Raw genomic sequence first — 16,194 nt, forward strand, 5'->3', positions numbered from 1 at the left:
TTGGAGAATGCAAAGTTCACTGGACAGACCCCACACAGGCTGGTGTGGCGGAGCTTTCGCGAGTGTGGCGGGGTCGGGGTGATTGTCGTGGTTGGTTTCGCAGCAGTTGTTCGATGAGGCGTTCCTTGGCCAGGGCGAGGTGGCGACGGTAGGTGCCGTAGGGAACCCCGAGTCGCCGGGCGGCGGCCTTGTGGGTGCGGGAGACCGTGATGTAGGTGGCGGTGAGAGCCTCGTGCGCCTTGACGCCCGCGGGGTCGATCTGCAGCGCGTCGAGGGCGGTGATGATGGCGCCGCGCAGGTCCGCGGCCGGGTCGGGTGAGCCCGGCGGCACGAGATGGGAGTGCAGCAGGACGCTGGTGGCGAATTCGCGGGGGGTGTGCCAGGTGCGCAGCGCCTCGAGCACGCCTTCCGCGAACGCGGCGCGCGGCAACTGGTCGCCCGGGTCACTCGCGGCGGCAGTCGCGGACCATGTTGCTACGGGCGTGACCGCGGTGCGAGCCCGGTGTTGCACCCACTGTTCCACTGTTTGCCGTCGCCAGTCCCGGCCGAAGACGTGCTGTCGCAGGCCGCCGACGTCCACGGCCGCGACCTCCGGCATCCCGGCCTCGGCGAGGTAGTGCCCCCACCGGTCGGCGTCTTCGAAGACGGTGAAGGTCACCGCTCGTTTGTGGGTCCTCATCTCCTCGCCGATGGTGCGCCGGCTGGTCAGCTCCATCAGGGGTGAGGGCCTCTGGTGCCCGCCGGGTTGTACCGCGAAGCGGCGGATGCCCAGGTGCTCGCCCGGTCCCAGGGGAGCGGCCGCCTCCACAAGGTCCCAGACTGCCGCGATTACCGGGTCCTCAGCGCGGTCCTCGGGCAGTGGTGCGTCCAGCCGCAGAATGGCCATGAATGACGCGGGTGCGGAGGAGCCCGCATAGCGATGGACGCGGAAGGCCTCCGGTTGGCGGCGCACCCAGTGCGCGACCGCTGCCGCTGATGCCGGGCCCTCCGCTTCCTCGGCCATGCGCAGCACGCCGGGCACGTCTTCGGCCCGGAGCGGAGTGTCTTCGATGTGCGGGTGCGTTCGGTAGTTGTACAGATCATCCGGTCTGCCCTGGTTGCGGAAGAGGAACATCCACTCCGCGACCCGCAGCAGCACGTCCTCCTCGGCGGCGCCGCGCACGGCCTGCAGGCCCGCGAGCGATATGCGGGCGCGGACGTCGTCGTAGCGCTCGGGGTCCCGCCAGCGCAGGTCAGCCTCAAGGGTCGCCCGCACCGCGTCGTGCGGGTGCAGCCCTTCGGGTGTGGCCTCGATGTAGGGCAGCTGGCGCAGCCAGGAGAACACCTTGTCTGTTTCCTCGTCACCCAGCACTGCGCGCAGCAGGGGCTCGCGGGTGACGTAGGCCTGCGCGACCACCTCGAGGGCGCGCCGGTGGACGGCGCTGGGCAGGTCGCCCACCTGCCGCTCGACGAGGGTCCTCAGGACGTCGCCGGTCGGCTCCCACGGTGCGCCGGGTGCGGCCGGGACGGAGGCGGCCAGCGAGAGAGCGAGCGGGCTGCCTCCGGCGAAGGCGACGAAGGCGCCGCGCTGCTCTGCGGGGACACCCCGGGCAGCGAGCAGGGCGTGGGACTGAGCGGCGTCGAGCGGCCGCACGGCCAGTGCGGTGAACAACTGCGCCCATCCAGGGTCCAGCGACCATTCGGCGTCGGGGGCGACCCTGCTGGCTACCACCACGATCGCGTGGTCGGCGAGCCGCAGCAGAAAGGTCTCGCGCAGCCATGCCTCGAGTGGCTGACACTGCTCGAAGGTGTCGATGAGCAGCACCGCACCGGGTTCGGCACACGCCGGGGCCGCAGTCTCCTCGAGCCGGCGCGGATCAGCGTCGAGGAACCGTCCGTCCACGTGCACCACGCGGCGGCCGGTGAGTTCGGCCTGCCGGGCGGCGTAGCGCACCAGCGAGGACTTGCCAATGCCGCCGGGACCGTGCATGTACGCCACGAGCGGAGCGTCCGCCGCGCCCGACAGCATCCGGTCGAGCACCGCCCGCTCCGGCTCCCTGCCCACCAGCGCACCGGCTCGAGCCTGCGCCAGCCGGCCCGCCAGGCCCACCGCTCCCAATCCAAGCCCCTCTCTGGTTTCCGTCATGCCTCCACGGTCGGACAGGAGACGGATGGTCAAGGAGAACCATTTTCGTGGAGATAGCCAGTCCAGTACCAGGAGAGGCAATCGCCTCTCTTGGCACGCTCAGGGGCATGGCGACCCCAGAACTCGGCGCGGCCCGGCGTCACTGGCGCGATCACACCTCGCCAGGGCTGTCGGCGTGTCCGCAGTTGCGCCGCCGGGCTGCTCATCATGGTCACACCGCTCAGCCCGGTTACATCCGTGACCGGAGCGGGACCGGGCCTGGCCGAGTCCTGGATGAGGTCGAGCTGTCGAAGGTGGCCCAGGCTCGGTGAGCTTCGGCCGACGGCCGGGCTTGTCGGCCCCTGCGGGCTACAGGAACTCGCTTCGATAGGTCAAGGCCAGCTCGGCCGCGCGACGGCGGCGTTCCGCGAGCTCGTCCTCCGACAGCTGCGGCGGCGGTGCGTCCTTACCCGCAACGACATCGCCGATGCGCAGGAAGTACTCGTCCTGGCCGGCGGGGGTGCACATGCACAGCATGCGGGCCGGCGCACCCGAGGCGTTGCGGAAGTTGTGCGGCGCGTTGGCCGGGATGTTGATCGTGGACCCGGCCCCTACGGTGTGCATCTCGCCGCGGAAGGTGAACTCGATCTCGCCTTCGAGGATCGTGAACATCTCCTCGAAGTCGTGCCGATGCGGCGGTGGGCCGCCGCCGTCGGGGATGCGCATGTCGATCAGGCAGTATTGGCCGTTAGTCTGCTCGCCGGTGACCAGCATGGCGTACGTGTTGCCCACCAGAGAGATGTACGTCGTGCCGGGGTCGTCGGGGTTCGCGACGGTCAGCGAGCGGGACAGATCGTCGTCGGGGATCATCGCGGTCGTCTCCTCAGATGTCGGTCAAGTGGGAGTCGGTCGCCTGGCGCGACGACGACCTTGCCGCTGGGCAGAGCGCCCGCGGTGTCGGCGTGCAAGGCCCATGGTTCAGTTGGGTGCACCCGCGGGCGGTTGGTTGTTGACGGTTGGAGTGCAGCCAAGAGTAGGAACGGCTATGCGTAGTAAGCGTGTACGTGTGCGACACCGGATGGGATTGCGGCGACATCTTCGTCGGCGCGGAGGACACATGAGCAGCAGGGCCCGTTTCCTCGGCCCGGGCGACAGGATGGGCACGTTCACCGTCGACGCCGACTCCACCGGCACCGGCCGGGGGACGGGGGAGCCGTTCATCGACACATGGAACACCGCTTGGGGGACCTGTACCCCCTGCCGGAATTCAGCGCTTCCACGATCGACGGCTTCCAGGAAACGATGCGCTGGGTGACCCCGCAGCACACCGCTGCCAACGAGCTCTGGGCTCTTCGCCCTTGGCTGTCTCCGAAGCCGCCGCGCGCTGGCACTTCACCGACAGCAGCCACTTCATCCGCGCATTCAAGAAACACCCGCCCAGTTCGCCCGCCGACCAACCTGACGCCTCGGCTTCCCCCGTCCCGGTTGACCGGCGACTGCCGCGGCCAGCCCGGCGTCTCGCCGCGTCCTGTTCCGCTGCGGCCTGCGGGGCTCCGACGCCTGTCGAGTCCTTATGCTCCGCCTTTGCGGCGGCGAGGCGTGGCCGAGCGGGGCGGTGTCGAGCGCATATGGTCGCGTACCGGCGCCAGCAGGCTCGCGAGAGCCTTGACGTCGTCGCGCGAAAGCGGCTCGAACAACAGGCCGCTGACCACCTCGACATGCCCCGGCAGCACCTTCGCAAGCAGCTCACGCCCGGCATCGGTGATGGTGACGGTGATGCTCCGCTCGTCGTCCAGCGAGGGAGCGCGGACGACCAGGCCCTCCTTTTCGAGTAGACCTACCTGGTACGTGAGGCCGCTGCGGCTGTAGACGACGCCGTCGGCGAGGTCGGTCATGCGGTGGCTGCCCGTCGGCGAGTCTCCGAGGCGGGCCAGCAGCTGGAACTGCACATAGCTGAGATCACCGGTCTCGCGCAGCTGCTGCTCGACCGCATGCCGGAGCAGGCTGGTCACCTCGACGAGGTCGAAGTAGGCGCCGAGTTGCACACGGTCGAGCGACGGCAGTGAATCAGGCATGTCCGGAGTCTACTGCTTCGAATTCGAAGAGTGTGGAGTGCCGCCGTTTCAGCCACCTCGGCGGAGTGGGAACTGCACTTTCCGTGAGTTCCGGTGACATCCTGGGCGGGGGGACGGGGCGGAGGCGAGGGTCTCACCGGTCCGATGTGGTGGCCTCGTGAGCGCCCGGTGTGGGCAGTGTTGGGCCCGAGTGAGCACCGCAGAAGGTGGAGATCGGGCAGCGGTGCGGTGCAGGGTTGCGGAAGAGAGGACGGCGCCGCCGCCCACGGATCCCGAGGACCGGCCATGAGTATCCCCTTTCTCGCGCAACGTGAGGACCAGCAGCAGCTCGAGTGGATCGGCGGGAGTGTCTTCAGCGTCCTGCTCGACGCCGAGGCGACCGGTGGGCAGCTGACCGTCGGCGGCTTCGACGTCAGCGAGGGCGAGGCGCCGCCGTTCCACGTGCACAACAACGAGGATGTGGTCTTCCTGCTGCTGTCCGGTTCGGTGCTGGTGTGGGCCGGCGAGGAGGAGCACGAGTTGCGGGAGGGCGGCATCCTGCCCCGGCGCATTCCGCACGGCTACCGCATCACTTCAGAGAAGGCGGACCTGCTATTCATCTCGACCCCCGGAGGGCTGGAGAAGATGTTCCGCCACGCGGGCCGTGACCTTCGTGAGCCGCGCCCGGAGGGCTTCGAGATCCCCGCTCAGCTGCTTGCCGAAGCCGCGGAACTGTCCGGCAACGTCGTCCTCGGCCCTCCCCGGTGACGGCACCACAGCCCGGCCGCGGGGAAGAAGCCGAGAACACGATGCCGAGATGAGCACCGCCGCGTGGAGTCCGGTGTCCTTGGCTGTGGTGAGCGCCGGTGCCGGCTATCCGCGTCCGACTCGCCGGCTCGCGGACTGGGTGGCGGAGGCTGTGTGCCGGTCACTGGCGGCCGGAGGTGCGCGCGCCGAGGTGGAGGTGCTGGAGCTGCACCGGCTGGCGCCCGACCTCGCTCAGCACTTTGCCCGGCGCCGCGCCAGCCTCGACCTGCGGGAGGCGATCGCGGCGGTCGTGGCGGCCGACGGGCTCGTGGTGGCGACCCCGGTGCTCGCCGCATCCCCGAGCGAGGTATTCGACGCGTTCTTCGCCGTCCTCGGGGACGGAATCCTCTCCGGCATGCCGGTGCTGCTGGCGCTCAACAGCGGCTCCCGCTGGCAGCCGCCCGACCTCACGCAGGTGATGCGCGGACGCCTGACCGACGTGCACGCCGAACCCGTGCCCACGATCGTCGTCGCCGACCCCGCCGACTGGCAGGCCACGGCGCGCAGCGACGCGGCGCGGCTGCGCGCGTGCATCGACCAGGCCGCCGCCGAACTCGCCGTGGCGATGAGCTCGCACCGGCAGTGACCGACAAACGCTTGCTTCGAATTCGAAGCAGAGGTACCGTCATCGACAGTTGCTTCGAATTCGAAGCAGCATCGATCGCAGTGAAGGCGAGAACCGAAATGAAGGCAGTACGTTTCCACGAGTACGGCGACCCCGACGTCCTGAGCTACGAGGACGTGGAGCAGCCCGTCCCCGGGGCCGGTGAGGTCCGGATCCGCGTCGCCGCGACGTCGTTCAACTCCGTCGACGGCAACATCCGCGGCGGCTTCATGCAAGGCCCCATCCCGGTGGTGCTGCCGCACACTCCCGGCCTCGACGTCGCCGGCACGGTCGACGCGCTGGGTGAGGGCGTCGACGGCATCGCGGTCGGCGACCAGGTTGTCGGCTTCCTGCCGATGGACAAGCCCGGCGCCGCGGCGCAGTACGTCATCGCCCCGGCCGAGATCCTCGCGGCGGCGCCGAAGAGCGTCCCGCTGGCCGACGCCGCAGCGCTGCCGCTGGTGGGCCTGACCGCGTACCAGGCGCTGTTCGACCACGCCAAGCTGACGGCGGGTCAGCGCGTGCTGATCAACGGCGCGGGCGGAGCGGTCGGCGGCTACGCCGTGCAGCTGGCCAAGAACGCCGGCGCGTACGTGATAGCCACCGCCGGCCCGCGCAGCAGCCAGCAGGTCAAGACGGCGGGCGCCGACGAGATCATCGATCACACCGCCACCGAGGTGACCGAGGCCGTGACCGAGCCGGTCGACGTCGTGCTCAACCTCGCGCCGATCGACCCGTCGCAGCTGGCCGCGCTGCCCGCCCTGATCCGTCCCGGTGGAGCGCTGGTGAACACCACGGTGTGGATGCCCGCACCCAGCGACGAACAGCGCAGCGTGCGCGGCATCGACCTGTTCGTCCGCAGCGACGCCGACCAGCTGTCGCGGCTGGTGGCGCTGATCGACTCCGGCGAGCTGCGCGTCGACGTCGCGCAGCGAGTGCCGCTGGCGGAGCTGCCGGCAGTCCACGCCCAGGCCGCCACGGGCGAGCTGCACGGCAAGGTCGTCATCGTCGCGCCCGCCGCCTGACACCGACCGACCAGCCTCGAAAGGAAACGACCATGACACTGTCCCTGGATCCCGAGATCGCCGAGGCGCTGGCCCCGATGGCCGGCGCGATGGCCGAGGCCAAGCCGCCGGCTGTGGGCGACATCGCGGGCCGCCGTGCCATGTGGGAACCGATCATCGGCGCCGCGGGAGCCGCGCAGCCGATCCCGGCCGACGTGACGACCCACGAGCACTACGCGACCGCAGACGACGGCACACAGATTAAAATGCGCTGGTACGTCAAGGACCGCGCCAAGCCCGGCCCGGCCGTGCTGTTCTTCCACGGCGGCGGATACATCTTCGGCCACATCGACCTGTTCGACGGCCCGGTCTCCCGCTACGTGTCCTCCAGCGGCGTGCCGATGCTGTCGGTCGAGTACCGCCGCGCCCCCGAGCACCCCTTCCCGACACCGCTCGAAGACGCCTACGCCGCACTGCGCTGGTTGCACGAACACGCCGCCGAGCTGGACGTCGACGCCAACCGCATCGGCGTGATGGGCGACAGCGCCGGAGGCGGCATGGCAGCGGCCCTGACGATCCTCGCCCGCGAGCGCGGCGGCCCGCAGATAGCCCGGCAGATCCTGCTCATGCCGATGCTCGACGACCGCACCACCACGCCCGACCCGCACATCGAGCCTTACCTTCTGTGGTCCTACGACGACAGCCTCACCGCATGGCCGGCACTGCTCGGTGGGGCCGCCGGCGGCCCCGATGTCCCGCCCACGGCAGCTCCCGCCCGTCTCGAGGATGCGACCGGCCTGCCGCCGGCCTACATCGAGGTCGGCCAACTCGACGTGTTCCGCGACGAGGACACCGCCTACGCGACCAAGCTCAGTCGCGCCGGCGTGCCGGTGGAGTTCCACCTTCACCCCGGCGCCCCGCACGAGTTCGACTCCATCGCCTTCGGCGCCGACGTCGCGCGACGTGCCATCGCCGATCGGGTCCGGGTGCTCAAGTCGATCTGAGCCGTGACCAGCGGCTTGCTGTCACTTACCCACCCACGTCGCCAGCCACATATCGCAGCACTTCCTCAACGACTCTCAGTAAAAACGATCGCTGCTGCACCACCGCACGCCTACATAGGGGTGATGAGGAGACGCCTCCGTTTCAGGTGGCGGCGACAAGGCGCGCAATACGGAACTTGAACCGTTCGTCGAACGGTCCCTGGTTCAGCGAGGAAAGGGCCCGCCGGAATGCCGGGCGGTCCCTACCTCGACGTCGCCCCTGAAGCGCCTCGGCGCTGGCACGCAGGTGCTCGTCCACCCCGTACTGCGCCAGGCTGCTGATCGCCGTCAGGAGGTGAAGCAGGCACTCGATGTTCAGGCCGGTGGTCGGGTCACTCACATCACGAATCTGCTTGCTTCCCATTCGAAGCATTTCATGTTCGTTAATGCTTCACAGTGGATTCACATCACCAAGACAGGAGAACATCGATGTCCGACAAGAAACCGATCGCGGGGAAGAAATCGACCGAGCCTCAGGGGGCCGCAGTGGTCCAGGCGATACCCCTCCTTATCGGCTCAACCGACAACACTGTTCCGATCACAGTCCAGCGGCGAACTTCGGTGGCGCCCGCCAACGCGTTCCGATTGATCGTTCCCATCGACCTGTCGAGCGTTTTCCACCGGGTGGCACCCTTTCCCGGTGTCAAAGGTGTGGCAAACCAGACCGAAGCATGGGATCACGTCGGTCCCACCAGGAATCCGCAGTTCGACGACGGGTCACAGGCCGACGAACAGTTGATCGAGTACACGGAAGGCTCTAGTTTTGCGTATCAGCTGACGGAATTCACGAACATCCTCTCCCGACTCGCGGCAGGCGTTCGAGGTGAATGGAACTTCAATCCCGACGGCGATGGCACCCTCATTCGGTGGACCTACGAATTCAAGCCTCTTCCGGGTCGTCGCTGGATTCTCGCCGGTCCATTCACTCCCCTCTGGCGCCGATATATGGTGGCCGCCCTCGCGAGGTGCCTGCAAGTGATCGAATCGGAAGAAAACCGCTCGTAGGCGTAGTTATCGAGCCCTTCACAATCCAGGGTGTAGTCGTGGCCTGAAGCCGCCGCTTTCCATACTTGACGAGCGCAAACTCTTCGCCACGAGGATCGAGGAACTACTGGAGAGCCACCCTCTTTCGAAGGTCCTGATCTCGATGCCCGGAATCGGGGTCAGGACCGTAGCCCGCATCCTCATCGACGCCGGCGACGGCGGCACCTTCCCGACCGCCGCCCACCTGGCCTCCTACGCAGGTCTGGCCCTGCGACCAGGAGTTCGGGCTCTTCGATCCGCGGTGAACAGCCCTCCCGCCGCGGCGACAAACAGCTGAAGCGGGCCTTCTTCCTCTCCGCGTTCGCCTCCCTGGCCGACCCGGCATCACGGGCCTACTACGACAAGAAACGCGCACGTCCGGCAGCGTCCCCATCTCATCCAGGTCGAAGAAGTACTGGACGTCGTCCCACGGCAGATCAGACACACCGCCATGCTGCCTGGGCTCACGTCTCTGATGCAGCCCGATTTCCTTGACGAACCACATAGGGGCACCCCCCACGTGCATGACGAAAGGCAACAGCATGAGCGCACCCTCCCTCTCTCTTCCCGGCGGCACCTGGACTCTGGGTGACCTGACCGTCACCCGGTTCGGCTACGGCGCCATGCAACTGGCCGGCCCGTGGGTCATGGGGCCGCCCACCGATCGCGAGGGCGCCCTGGCCGTTCTGCGCGAAGCGGCGGTCGACCTCGGTATCACCCACATCGACACCAGCGACGCCTACGGGCCGCGCGTCACCAACGAGTTGATCCGCGAGGCACTGCACCCCTATCCCGAGTCGCTGCACATCGTGACCAAGGTGGGCGCGACCCGCGACGAACAGGGTGGCTGGCCCACGGCCCGGCGACCCGAAGATCTGCGCCGCCAGGTCCACGACAACCTCAAGTCCCTCCGGCTCGACGTACTCGACCTGGTCAACCTCCGACTCGGCAACGCCGAAGGTCCCCAGCCCGGCACGCTCGCCGAGGCATTCGAGACGCTCGTGGAACTCCAGCAGCAGGGCTTGATCCGCCACCTCGGGGTCAGCAACGCCACCGAGGAGCAGGTCACCGAGGCACAGAGCATCGCGCCGATCGTGTGCGTGCAGAACATGTACAACCTCGCCCACCGCCACGACGACAAGCTCATCGACCGGCTCGCCACCGAAGGCGTCGCGTACGTGCCCTTCTTCCCCCTCGGGGGTTTTACCCCGCTCCAGTCCTCGGCGCTCTCGGCGGTCGCCGCTCGATTGAAGGCGACACCGATGTCCGTCGCACTGGCCTGGCTGCTGCAGCGATCACCGAACATCCTGCTCATCCCCGGCACGTCATCGACAGCGCACCTGCGCGAGAACATCGCTGGCGCGGGACTCTCCCTCTCGCATGAGGACTTGACCGAGCTGGACGACATCGGCCGCTGAATGCCCCGTAGCTGAACGGCCCACAAGCCACAAGGAGTCGTTGCCGCCGCTGAAGGTCATGCGTCGGACGTATGACCGGGCGCTGCGCGTCGGCAACGACTTGGGATCGCCGGCCACCTGTGCCATTAGCGTGCGGGGACTGGGCACCGCGGCAAGGAACAACTGCTCCTTGGACCCGAAATGCCGTATCACCAGGCCGTGCGTCACCCCCGCCCGGCGTGCGACCTCTCGGATGGTCGTCTTGCCGAAGCCCAGCTCGGAGAAGGCGGCCCGTGCGGCTGCGACGATCGCGGCGCTGGACGATGTCGAACGCGCCGCAGGGGTCGGCCGCAGCCAGCTCTACCACTACTTCGACGACCGGGACGATCTCATCCGCTCCGTGGTTCATTCCACGGTGGACACGGTGCTGGCCGCACAGGAACCGCTGCTCCTGGCAGTCGACTCACTGGCTGGCATCGACCGCTGGTTCGACGCGATCGTGGCCAACGGGACGCGGCAGGACGCGGTGGGCGGCTGCGCGATCGGCTCGTTGGCCAGCCAGCTCAGCGGCCGGGACGACCTCACCCGACAAGCGTTCGTGGACGCCTTCGCACGCTGGGAAGCACCCCTCATCGCGGGCCTGCGCCGGATGCAGGAGTCGGGCGAGCTACGCCCGGACGCGGACGTGACGGAGCTGGCCGACCTCACCATGGCCGCAATCCAGGGCGGCCTCCTGCTGGCCCAGATCCGCCGTACACCGGACCAGCTCCGTCTCGCCCTGCGCGGCGCGCGGGCGGCGCTGGAGGACGCACTCACCCCGCTGCCCTGAACGCGGTCCACCTCCCGCTCAACGCGGGCGACCCACCACGCCGTCCAGGGTCTCAGCGGTCGGCGCCGACCCCGCCCAAGCCTCCTCGACGATTCGGGTCACGGCCCCGAGGTCGACGGGACGCAGATTCGCCTACGGCGCGGCACACACCTCCGCTACGCCCTGAACGAGAACCCCATAAGTTTCTGATCAATACCTGGGCGGCAGGTTTTCACGGAATGTCTGGATTCACGGCCTCCAGATAGTGCAGCGAGCCGGTCTGGGAGTGGGACGCCATCATCCTGGTTGAACAGTCCAGGCCGACGCCGCCGAGCTTGTCCTGACGCTGCGGCGGTTGAGGTTGCTGGGCAAGTCTTAACTCATGGTGTTCTGCGGGGTGGTGACATTGGTAAATACAGTACGGTCAACTTCCCGGCGTCATCGGTCAGTTCATGCGTCAGGCCCTGCTTCAGGTCCGTTCAGCGTGCGGCCGATCCGGTCGAGCGGGCATATTCGGTGGGCGTTTGGCCGTAGTGTTTCTTGAAGGCGCGGATGAAGTGGCTGCTGTCGACGAAGTGCCAGTGGGCGGCGAGTCCCGAGATGCTCCACCGGCCGGATGGCGATGTGAGGGCGAGCCGGGCTTCTTCCAGCCGCCGGTGGCGGATGTAGGCGGTCACCGACTCTCCTACCGTGGCGAATGCCCGCTGCAGGGTGCGTACGGAGACGTTGAGCTCGCGTGCCAGCATCGTCGGGGACAGCTCGGGATGGGCGAGATGGCTGTTGGCGAGGTCCTTCGCGGCCCGGGTGAGTGCGGGAGCCAGCTGTGGTTCCACGTCGTCGAAGCGGCGCACCGCCACGGCCTTGGCCAGTTCGATCAGGGTGCTGTGGGCGGCGTGCACACCGGCCGGGCCGAGGTCGGTGGCCGTCTGCTGGATCATGTTCGTGTGGGCCGTCAGCAGGCGCATCTCGGCCGAGTCCGCCGGCCCGATGACAGTCCGGTTCCCGAGCAGGGATCTGAGCGTCGCGGAGGGCAGGAAAAGGAACTGCGCCGTGGTGTGCGGCGCCGTCTCGAAGGGCATCTGTCGCCCGAAGTGCCGGAAAAGGAACTGCCCGGTCGATACGGTGTGCTCGTCGCGATCGGGCAGGCCGCCCAACGTCCATGCGCCGCGCCGCAATACGTGGATCTCCACCAGGTCCCGATCGCCGCCCGCGGGGTCCGCGATCCGGGTGGCCGACGCCATGTGGAGATCAGCGATCACCACATCGCGCACCCGGGCGACGGATCCCCTGAGCCGGAAGTCGGCGATCGTGGCCGGGCTGAAGGCCGGCAGGGGGAAGACATCGCCGATCTGCGTCTGCCATTCACGACGGAAGGCATCGAATCCTCGCGGTGCCGCACCCGGGACCTTGGAATCCACGGCGAACGCCCCGGGCGCCAGGTCGGTCACCGATCCAGTGCTGTTCATCTCCGGTGATCCACCTCGTGTCCGATGTTCCGACGCCTTCTTGTGACGTACATGTTCTGTCCCGACGCCGCTGCGGTTCAAGTGCCTGCCGTGCCGAGTTCCTAATGCCGTGACCGCGAACGTTCACGGTGTCGGCGGCCATGCCGTCGGCCTGCCGGTGTGGCGGTGGGAGTTCAGCCTCGTTGCGGACGGCGGAGTCGAGGTCGGTGGCGGTCAGGCGGAAGGTGTCAGCTGTCTCCGTCGCGTCCATGTGGAACGGCGCGTGGCGGTCTCAAACGATCAATGCATCGACTTGTCCGCAAAGGTCAGCGTAAACCTCGGTCGATGATCTGAAGTCGTGGACTCTGCGGGGCCGATTGTTGAGCTCGGTGGCGATGGCGTCTAGGTCGCTCTGGGACAGTTCGCGCAGGTCACGGTTCTTGGCCAGATACTGGCGCAGCAGCCCGTTGGTGTTTTCGTTGGTTCCTCGCTGCCATGGGCTGCGGCGGTTGCAGAAATAGACGGGCATGGCGGTGTCGGTGGTGAACAGGGCGTGCTCGGCCATCTCGCGGCCGCGATCCCAGGTCAGGGAGCGGCGCAGGTGCGCGGGAACGCTCAGTGCTGCATGAGTCAGGTGGGGGCGGACCTGGTGGGACTTGATCCCGTCGGGCAGGGCCACGAGTTTGGACGTAGCGGCTGGTGCGTTCCACCAGCGTTGCTATGGCGGAGGGTCGAGTGCCCATGACCAGGTCTCCTTCCCAATGTCCAGCGGTCAGACGGTCTTCGACCTCGGTCGGGCGTTGGCTGATCGGCACCATGTCTTTGATGCGGCCCCGGCCGGAGGGCTGGCGAGCCTTGCGGGGGTGTCGCATCAACCGGCCAGTTCGCAGTTTCCTGGACAGCTGCCGGTTGATCGCGCGGCGGCGCGGGTCAAACAGCGACAGATAGATGGTCTCGTGCGAGATCCACATGGCGGGGTCGCCAGGGAAGATCAGGCGCAATCTGCCGCTGATCTGCTGTGGTGACCAGCGTTGCTCAAGCATGTCCTCCACCAGCAAGCGCAGGTCGGGTCGCTGTGCCAGCTTGGCCGGTTTGGGGCGTCGGGCACGCCGCTCGGCCGAGGCGTCGGCCAGGCCGGCCCGGTAGGCCTCTCTGCCACCATTGCGGGCTATCTCGCGAGAGACCGTCGAGGACGACCGGCCAAGGCTCTTGGCGATTGCTCGCGACGACAACCCTGAAGCGATGCCCCGCGATATCTCCTCCCGCTCTGATGGCGTCAGATGACGGATCGACCGAGACCGCGGGACCGCCTTGAGACCGCCGGTCTGCAGCAGGAACCGCCGTACGTGCTGCAGTTGGGCACCCATCCCGCGAGCAACGCAGCCTAGAGACTCACCACTCCGCCATCGTCTCCACAGCTCCTCCTGCCGAGCAGCGGAAAATCCATAGTCCCGCACCCACACCTCCACAAATGATCAAGATCATTAATGGTGATGCATTGATCCCTTGAGCCCAAGCTTCGGAACGATCCCCAAGGCAGGCCACCAACATCGGGCCCCCTTGCTGAATGCTGGGGGAGAATGTCGGGCCGGGCCGCCAAGATCGCCCTATGACGGAACTTGACCCCCCAGGCTGGGTGCCGGTGCCCACCGACCAATGGGCGCATGCGATGCGTGAACGGCTCGCCCAGCCGTCGATCAGCTCACCCCCCGAACGACCACGAGCCGCGGCGGGTCACAATCTGGCGCCGCCAGTGGCGTCGCCCTGACCCGGACCGTATGGCCGAAACACCGGCCAGACCCCTAACCTGACGCCCGACCTCAAACAGCCAAGAACCAGCAGCCTGCTCACGCGGCCACCCGCCAAGCGGGATGCCATCGCCGACACGCTGTGGCGCACAGGCACGCTCAACTCGGAGGCCGATGAGCATGTGCCGGTCACTTCGCGTACGCAGGTGACCGACACCGGTCCAGGATGTCGCTGATCTCGGCACCGACGCCCCGGCCTCCGACCGGGTCGGACCACCTCTGTTCGCGCGTAGACAACGTGACCCGGTACTGCACATCGATCACGTTCGACGGACCACCTCCGCTTGCGCGGAGAGAACGACTCCTGGACCGGCAAGAGCGTCCAGAACCTCGGACCACCTCCGCTCGCGCGGAGAGAACCCGCTCACGAATTCCTCGGCGAGCTCCTCGACCAGATCACCTCCGCTCGCGCGGAGAGAACAACGCCGACTCCCGCAAGTTCACCCAGAACCTCGGACCACTGTCAACGACGCCGCATTCGTGGATCAGGCACACTTTCCGGATGCTGTTGGTGATCTTTGATGTGTGTCGGTACGGTGCGGCGTTGCTGGCTGGTCGGTAGTGCCTGTAGCCAGCAGGGTGGCCGGTGGCCACCCGGCCACAGGGGATGCGCGCCCGGTTCGGTACAACCGCCCGTCGGCGACCACGATGTGGTCGGAGCCGTGGTCTGGCCGATCGCGCTCAACTGGTGTGAGGCCGCGTCGACGAGGGCTCTATTGTCCGGGCTCGTGACTCTGTATGCCGAGCTCTTGGAGCAGTGCCGGTCGTTGTTCGGGGCGGCTCCGTGGACTTTTGAGCGCCGAGAGCGCAGGAAGTACCTGCGGCTGGTTGCGCCGCGGTGGGTGTGGCAAGACACTCATGCTCCGTTGCAGGCTGTCCTGGCTGATCAGGACCGGCTGCTGGACGAGGGGCGCGTGGTATGGGGCGGCTTGGTTCAGGCCAACACCCTGTTGTTCGGCAAGGGACGCTACGACTCTCCGGCAAGGTCCTCTACAGCCCGGACCCGGTCTTGGATGGCCAGCCTGATCTTGTTGTCGGGCTGGCGCGGCGTGTGTTCGCGCTCAAGGGCACCCGGCAGGCCGACGCTGAGCTACAGAAGGTCGCCCACATGCTGGCCAACGAGATGGAGACCGGGCCTCATACGCGGGTGCCGCGCAGCCTGGCGGGCAGCCTGCCGATGATCACCACGACAATCCTGGTGTCGCGCCGCCATCTGCCAGACGGAGTGCTGCGCGACGGGATGTTCCCGCTCATCGTCCATCCCGAGCTGGACAGCACGATGATTCTGCCCAGCCGGTACTGGGCGCCGGCGTTGGCACAGGCATGGAGTGATCCAAAACTCCATCGGCTGAACAGCCCGGCATCCAACGCGTGACCACCCAGCACGGGCCCAGGCCACTGGTTTAGGTATGTGCGCAAGGTAGGCCTGGTACCGCCCGGCAACGGCCTGACGATCACCGTGTCCTGGCCCTGACCACCTCGCTATCGAGCAGCCCTTCGCGACGCAGGTCCGCTGCACCGGCGGAACCGGACGTGCGTTGACCGTGGAGGCACCAGGTCGGGCCGCGCGCTTGTCGAGGTCAGCGGCATCGAGGGGGCGGCGCAGTCGTCGCAGGTGTCGGCGGGCGCGCCCGGCCGGTGTTCGCCCGGCGGCTCCGGCGTCATGTCCTGCGGCCTCAGCTGAAGTTCCGCTTCGTACGGGCCTCATACAGGGCGCGACGAGCCTCTCGCGAATCAAGCTGTTCTAGGCCCTTTTCAGCCCAGTGCCGCAACGCCTCGTCCTCGGAATGCAGTTGTTCGATCAATACCGGAAGAGCGTGTGGAGATCTCGCTTCCCCAATGAGCTCCAGCAGCCAGCAGCGAAGCCCGTGCTCATTATCATTGCGTTGAAACTCGGCCAGCAGCTCATCCAGATGTGCTGCGGCATGTGCCGGTACAATACCGAACCCCTCTTCCTGAAGCTGTGAGTCATGGCGTCGCATCAGCCGCATCGCATCATCAAAGCGCTTAGACATGGCGCTCCTGTATTCAGGAAGCCGCCTGGTCACCGGCTGCCCGTCCCGCGCTCGGGCATCTGAACCACTGTGGCCCTGGGGG

The 16,194-nt window shown here is 67.6% G+C and carries 17 protein-coding genes and 2 pseudogenes; 10 read left to right on the top strand and 9 right to left on the bottom strand.

The window, feature by feature from the left end:
* Positions 1-16: 16 nt before the first annotated feature.
* The 3 genes from ACH34W_RS47660 to ACH34W_RS47670 all read right to left on the bottom strand — a co-directional run bounded on the left by ACH34W_RS47660 (position 17) and on the right by ACH34W_RS47670 (position 4,179).
* Entirely contained in the window at positions 17-2,125 is a 2,109-nt protein-coding gene (locus ACH34W_RS47660) for a hypothetical protein (protein WP_395967887.1), read from the bottom strand.
* A gap of 348 nt (positions 2,126-2,473) precedes the next feature.
* Entirely contained in the window at positions 2,474-2,974 is a 501-nt protein-coding gene (locus ACH34W_RS47665) for a cupin domain-containing protein (RefSeq protein WP_395967888.1), read from the bottom strand.
* 701 nt (positions 2,975-3,675) lie between these two features.
* The gene (locus ACH34W_RS47670) at positions 3,676-4,179 is read right to left on the bottom strand and encodes a MarR family winged helix-turn-helix transcriptional regulator (protein ID WP_395967889.1); all 504 of its coding nucleotides are present in this window, start codon (positions 4,177-4,179) and stop codon (positions 3,676-3,678) included.
* A gap of 285 nt (positions 4,180-4,464) precedes the next feature.
* Between ACH34W_RS47670 and ACH34W_RS47675 the strand changes: the two genes are divergently transcribed.
* The 4 genes from ACH34W_RS47675 to ACH34W_RS47690 all read left to right on the top strand — a co-directional run bounded on the left by ACH34W_RS47675 (position 4,465) and on the right by ACH34W_RS47690 (position 7,577).
* Entirely contained in the window at positions 4,465-4,926 is a 462-nt protein-coding gene (locus ACH34W_RS47675; protein WP_395967890.1) for a cupin domain-containing protein, read from the top strand.
* Between the two features lie 49 nt (positions 4,927-4,975).
* Positions 4,976-5,551 carry an NAD(P)H-dependent oxidoreductase gene (locus ACH34W_RS47680; protein ID WP_395967891.1) on the top strand — a complete coding sequence of 192 codons (576 nt, stop codon included), beginning with the start codon at positions 4,976-4,978 and terminating at the stop codon, positions 5,549-5,551.
* Positions 5,552-5,649: 98 nt separating this feature from the next.
* Entirely contained in the window at positions 5,650-6,594 is a 945-nt protein-coding gene (locus ACH34W_RS47685) for an NADP-dependent oxidoreductase (RefSeq protein WP_395967892.1), read from the top strand.
* Positions 6,595-6,626: 32 nt separating this feature from the next.
* Positions 6,627-7,577: an alpha/beta hydrolase gene (locus ACH34W_RS47690; RefSeq protein ID WP_395967893.1), complete on the top strand. Its 951-nt coding sequence runs from the start codon at positions 6,627-6,629 to the stop codon at positions 7,575-7,577.
* Between the two features lie 142 nt (positions 7,578-7,719).
* Here the strand turns inward: ACH34W_RS47690 and ACH34W_RS47695 are convergent, their stop codons facing one another.
* Positions 7,720-7,956, bottom strand: a complete 237-nt coding sequence (locus ACH34W_RS47695; RefSeq protein WP_395967894.1) for a hypothetical protein — start codon at positions 7,954-7,956, stop codon at positions 7,720-7,722.
* A gap of 89 nt (positions 7,957-8,045) precedes the next feature.
* Between ACH34W_RS47695 and ACH34W_RS47700 the strand changes: the two genes are divergently transcribed.
* From ACH34W_RS47700 to ACH34W_RS47710, 3 genes and pseudogenes are all read left to right on the top strand, one after another.
* Entirely contained in the window at positions 8,046-8,621 is a 576-nt protein-coding gene (locus ACH34W_RS47700; RefSeq protein WP_395967895.1) for an SRPBCC family protein, read from the top strand.
* An 82-nt stretch (positions 8,622-8,703) separates the two neighbouring features.
* A pseudogene (locus ACH34W_RS47705) lies at positions 8,704-9,014 on the top strand (IS110 family transposase); the annotation flags it as partial.
* A gap of 167 nt (positions 9,015-9,181) precedes the next feature.
* A complete protein-coding gene (locus tag ACH34W_RS47710; RefSeq protein ID WP_395967896.1) occupies positions 9,182-10,057 on the top strand; it encodes an aldo/keto reductase family oxidoreductase in 876 nt (291 codons plus the stop codon).
* Here the strand turns inward: ACH34W_RS47710 and ACH34W_RS47715 are convergent.
* The gene (locus ACH34W_RS47715) at positions 9,965-10,390 is read right to left on the bottom strand and encodes a TetR family transcriptional regulator (RefSeq protein WP_395967952.1); all 426 of its coding nucleotides are present in this window, start codon (positions 10,388-10,390) and stop codon (positions 9,965-9,967) included. The two genes, ACH34W_RS47710 and ACH34W_RS47715, sit on opposite strands and share 93 nt — an antisense overlap.
* Here ACH34W_RS47715 and ACH34W_RS47720 point away from each other — a divergent pair.
* Positions 10,299-10,865 carry a TetR/AcrR family transcriptional regulator gene (locus ACH34W_RS47720; protein ID WP_395967897.1) on the top strand — a complete coding sequence of 189 codons (567 nt, stop codon included), beginning with the start codon at positions 10,299-10,301 and terminating at the stop codon, positions 10,863-10,865. The genes ACH34W_RS47715 and ACH34W_RS47720 overlap by 92 nt on opposite strands.
* A gap of 458 nt (positions 10,866-11,323) precedes the next feature.
* Here the strand turns inward: ACH34W_RS47720 and ACH34W_RS47725 are convergent, their stop codons facing one another.
* From ACH34W_RS47725 to ACH34W_RS47735, 3 genes and pseudogenes are all read right to left on the bottom strand, one after another.
* The gene (locus ACH34W_RS47725) at positions 11,324-12,310 is read right to left on the bottom strand and encodes a helix-turn-helix domain-containing protein (RefSeq protein WP_395967898.1); all 987 of its coding nucleotides are present in this window, start codon (positions 12,308-12,310) and stop codon (positions 11,324-11,326) included.
* Positions 12,311-12,581: 271 nt separating this feature from the next.
* The gene (locus ACH34W_RS47730) at positions 12,582-12,968 is read right to left on the bottom strand and encodes an IS30 family transposase (RefSeq protein ID WP_395967899.1); all 387 of its coding nucleotides are present in this window, start codon (positions 12,966-12,968) and stop codon (positions 12,582-12,584) included.
* A gap of 55 nt (positions 12,969-13,023) precedes the next feature.
* Positions 13,024-13,656: pseudogene (locus tag ACH34W_RS47735) on the bottom strand (IS30 family transposase); the annotation flags it as partial.
* A 242-nt stretch (positions 13,657-13,898) separates the two neighbouring features.
* Here ACH34W_RS47735 and ACH34W_RS47740 point away from each other — a divergent pair.
* A complete protein-coding gene (locus ACH34W_RS47740) occupies positions 13,899-14,057 on the top strand; it encodes a hypothetical protein (protein ID WP_395967900.1) in 159 nt (52 codons plus the stop codon).
* Between the two features lie 1,148 nt (positions 14,058-15,205).
* Positions 15,206-15,472, top strand: coding sequence for a hypothetical protein (locus tag ACH34W_RS47745; protein WP_395967901.1), 267 nt, complete (start codon positions 15,206-15,208; stop codon positions 15,470-15,472).
* A 301-nt stretch (positions 15,473-15,773) separates the two neighbouring features.
* Here the strand turns inward: ACH34W_RS47745 and ACH34W_RS47750 are convergent, their stop codons facing one another.
* On the bottom strand, positions 15,774-16,112 hold the full coding sequence (locus tag ACH34W_RS47750; protein WP_395967902.1) for a HEAT repeat domain-containing protein: 339 nt from the start codon (positions 16,110-16,112) through the stop codon (positions 15,774-15,776).
* Positions 16,113-16,194 lie beyond the last annotated feature (82 nt).

Source organism: Actinomadura sp. 6N118 (assembly GCF_044326415.1).
In the GTDB taxonomy this organism is placed as follows: domain Bacteria; phylum Actinomycetota; class Actinomycetes; order Streptosporangiales; family Streptosporangiaceae; genus Spirillospora.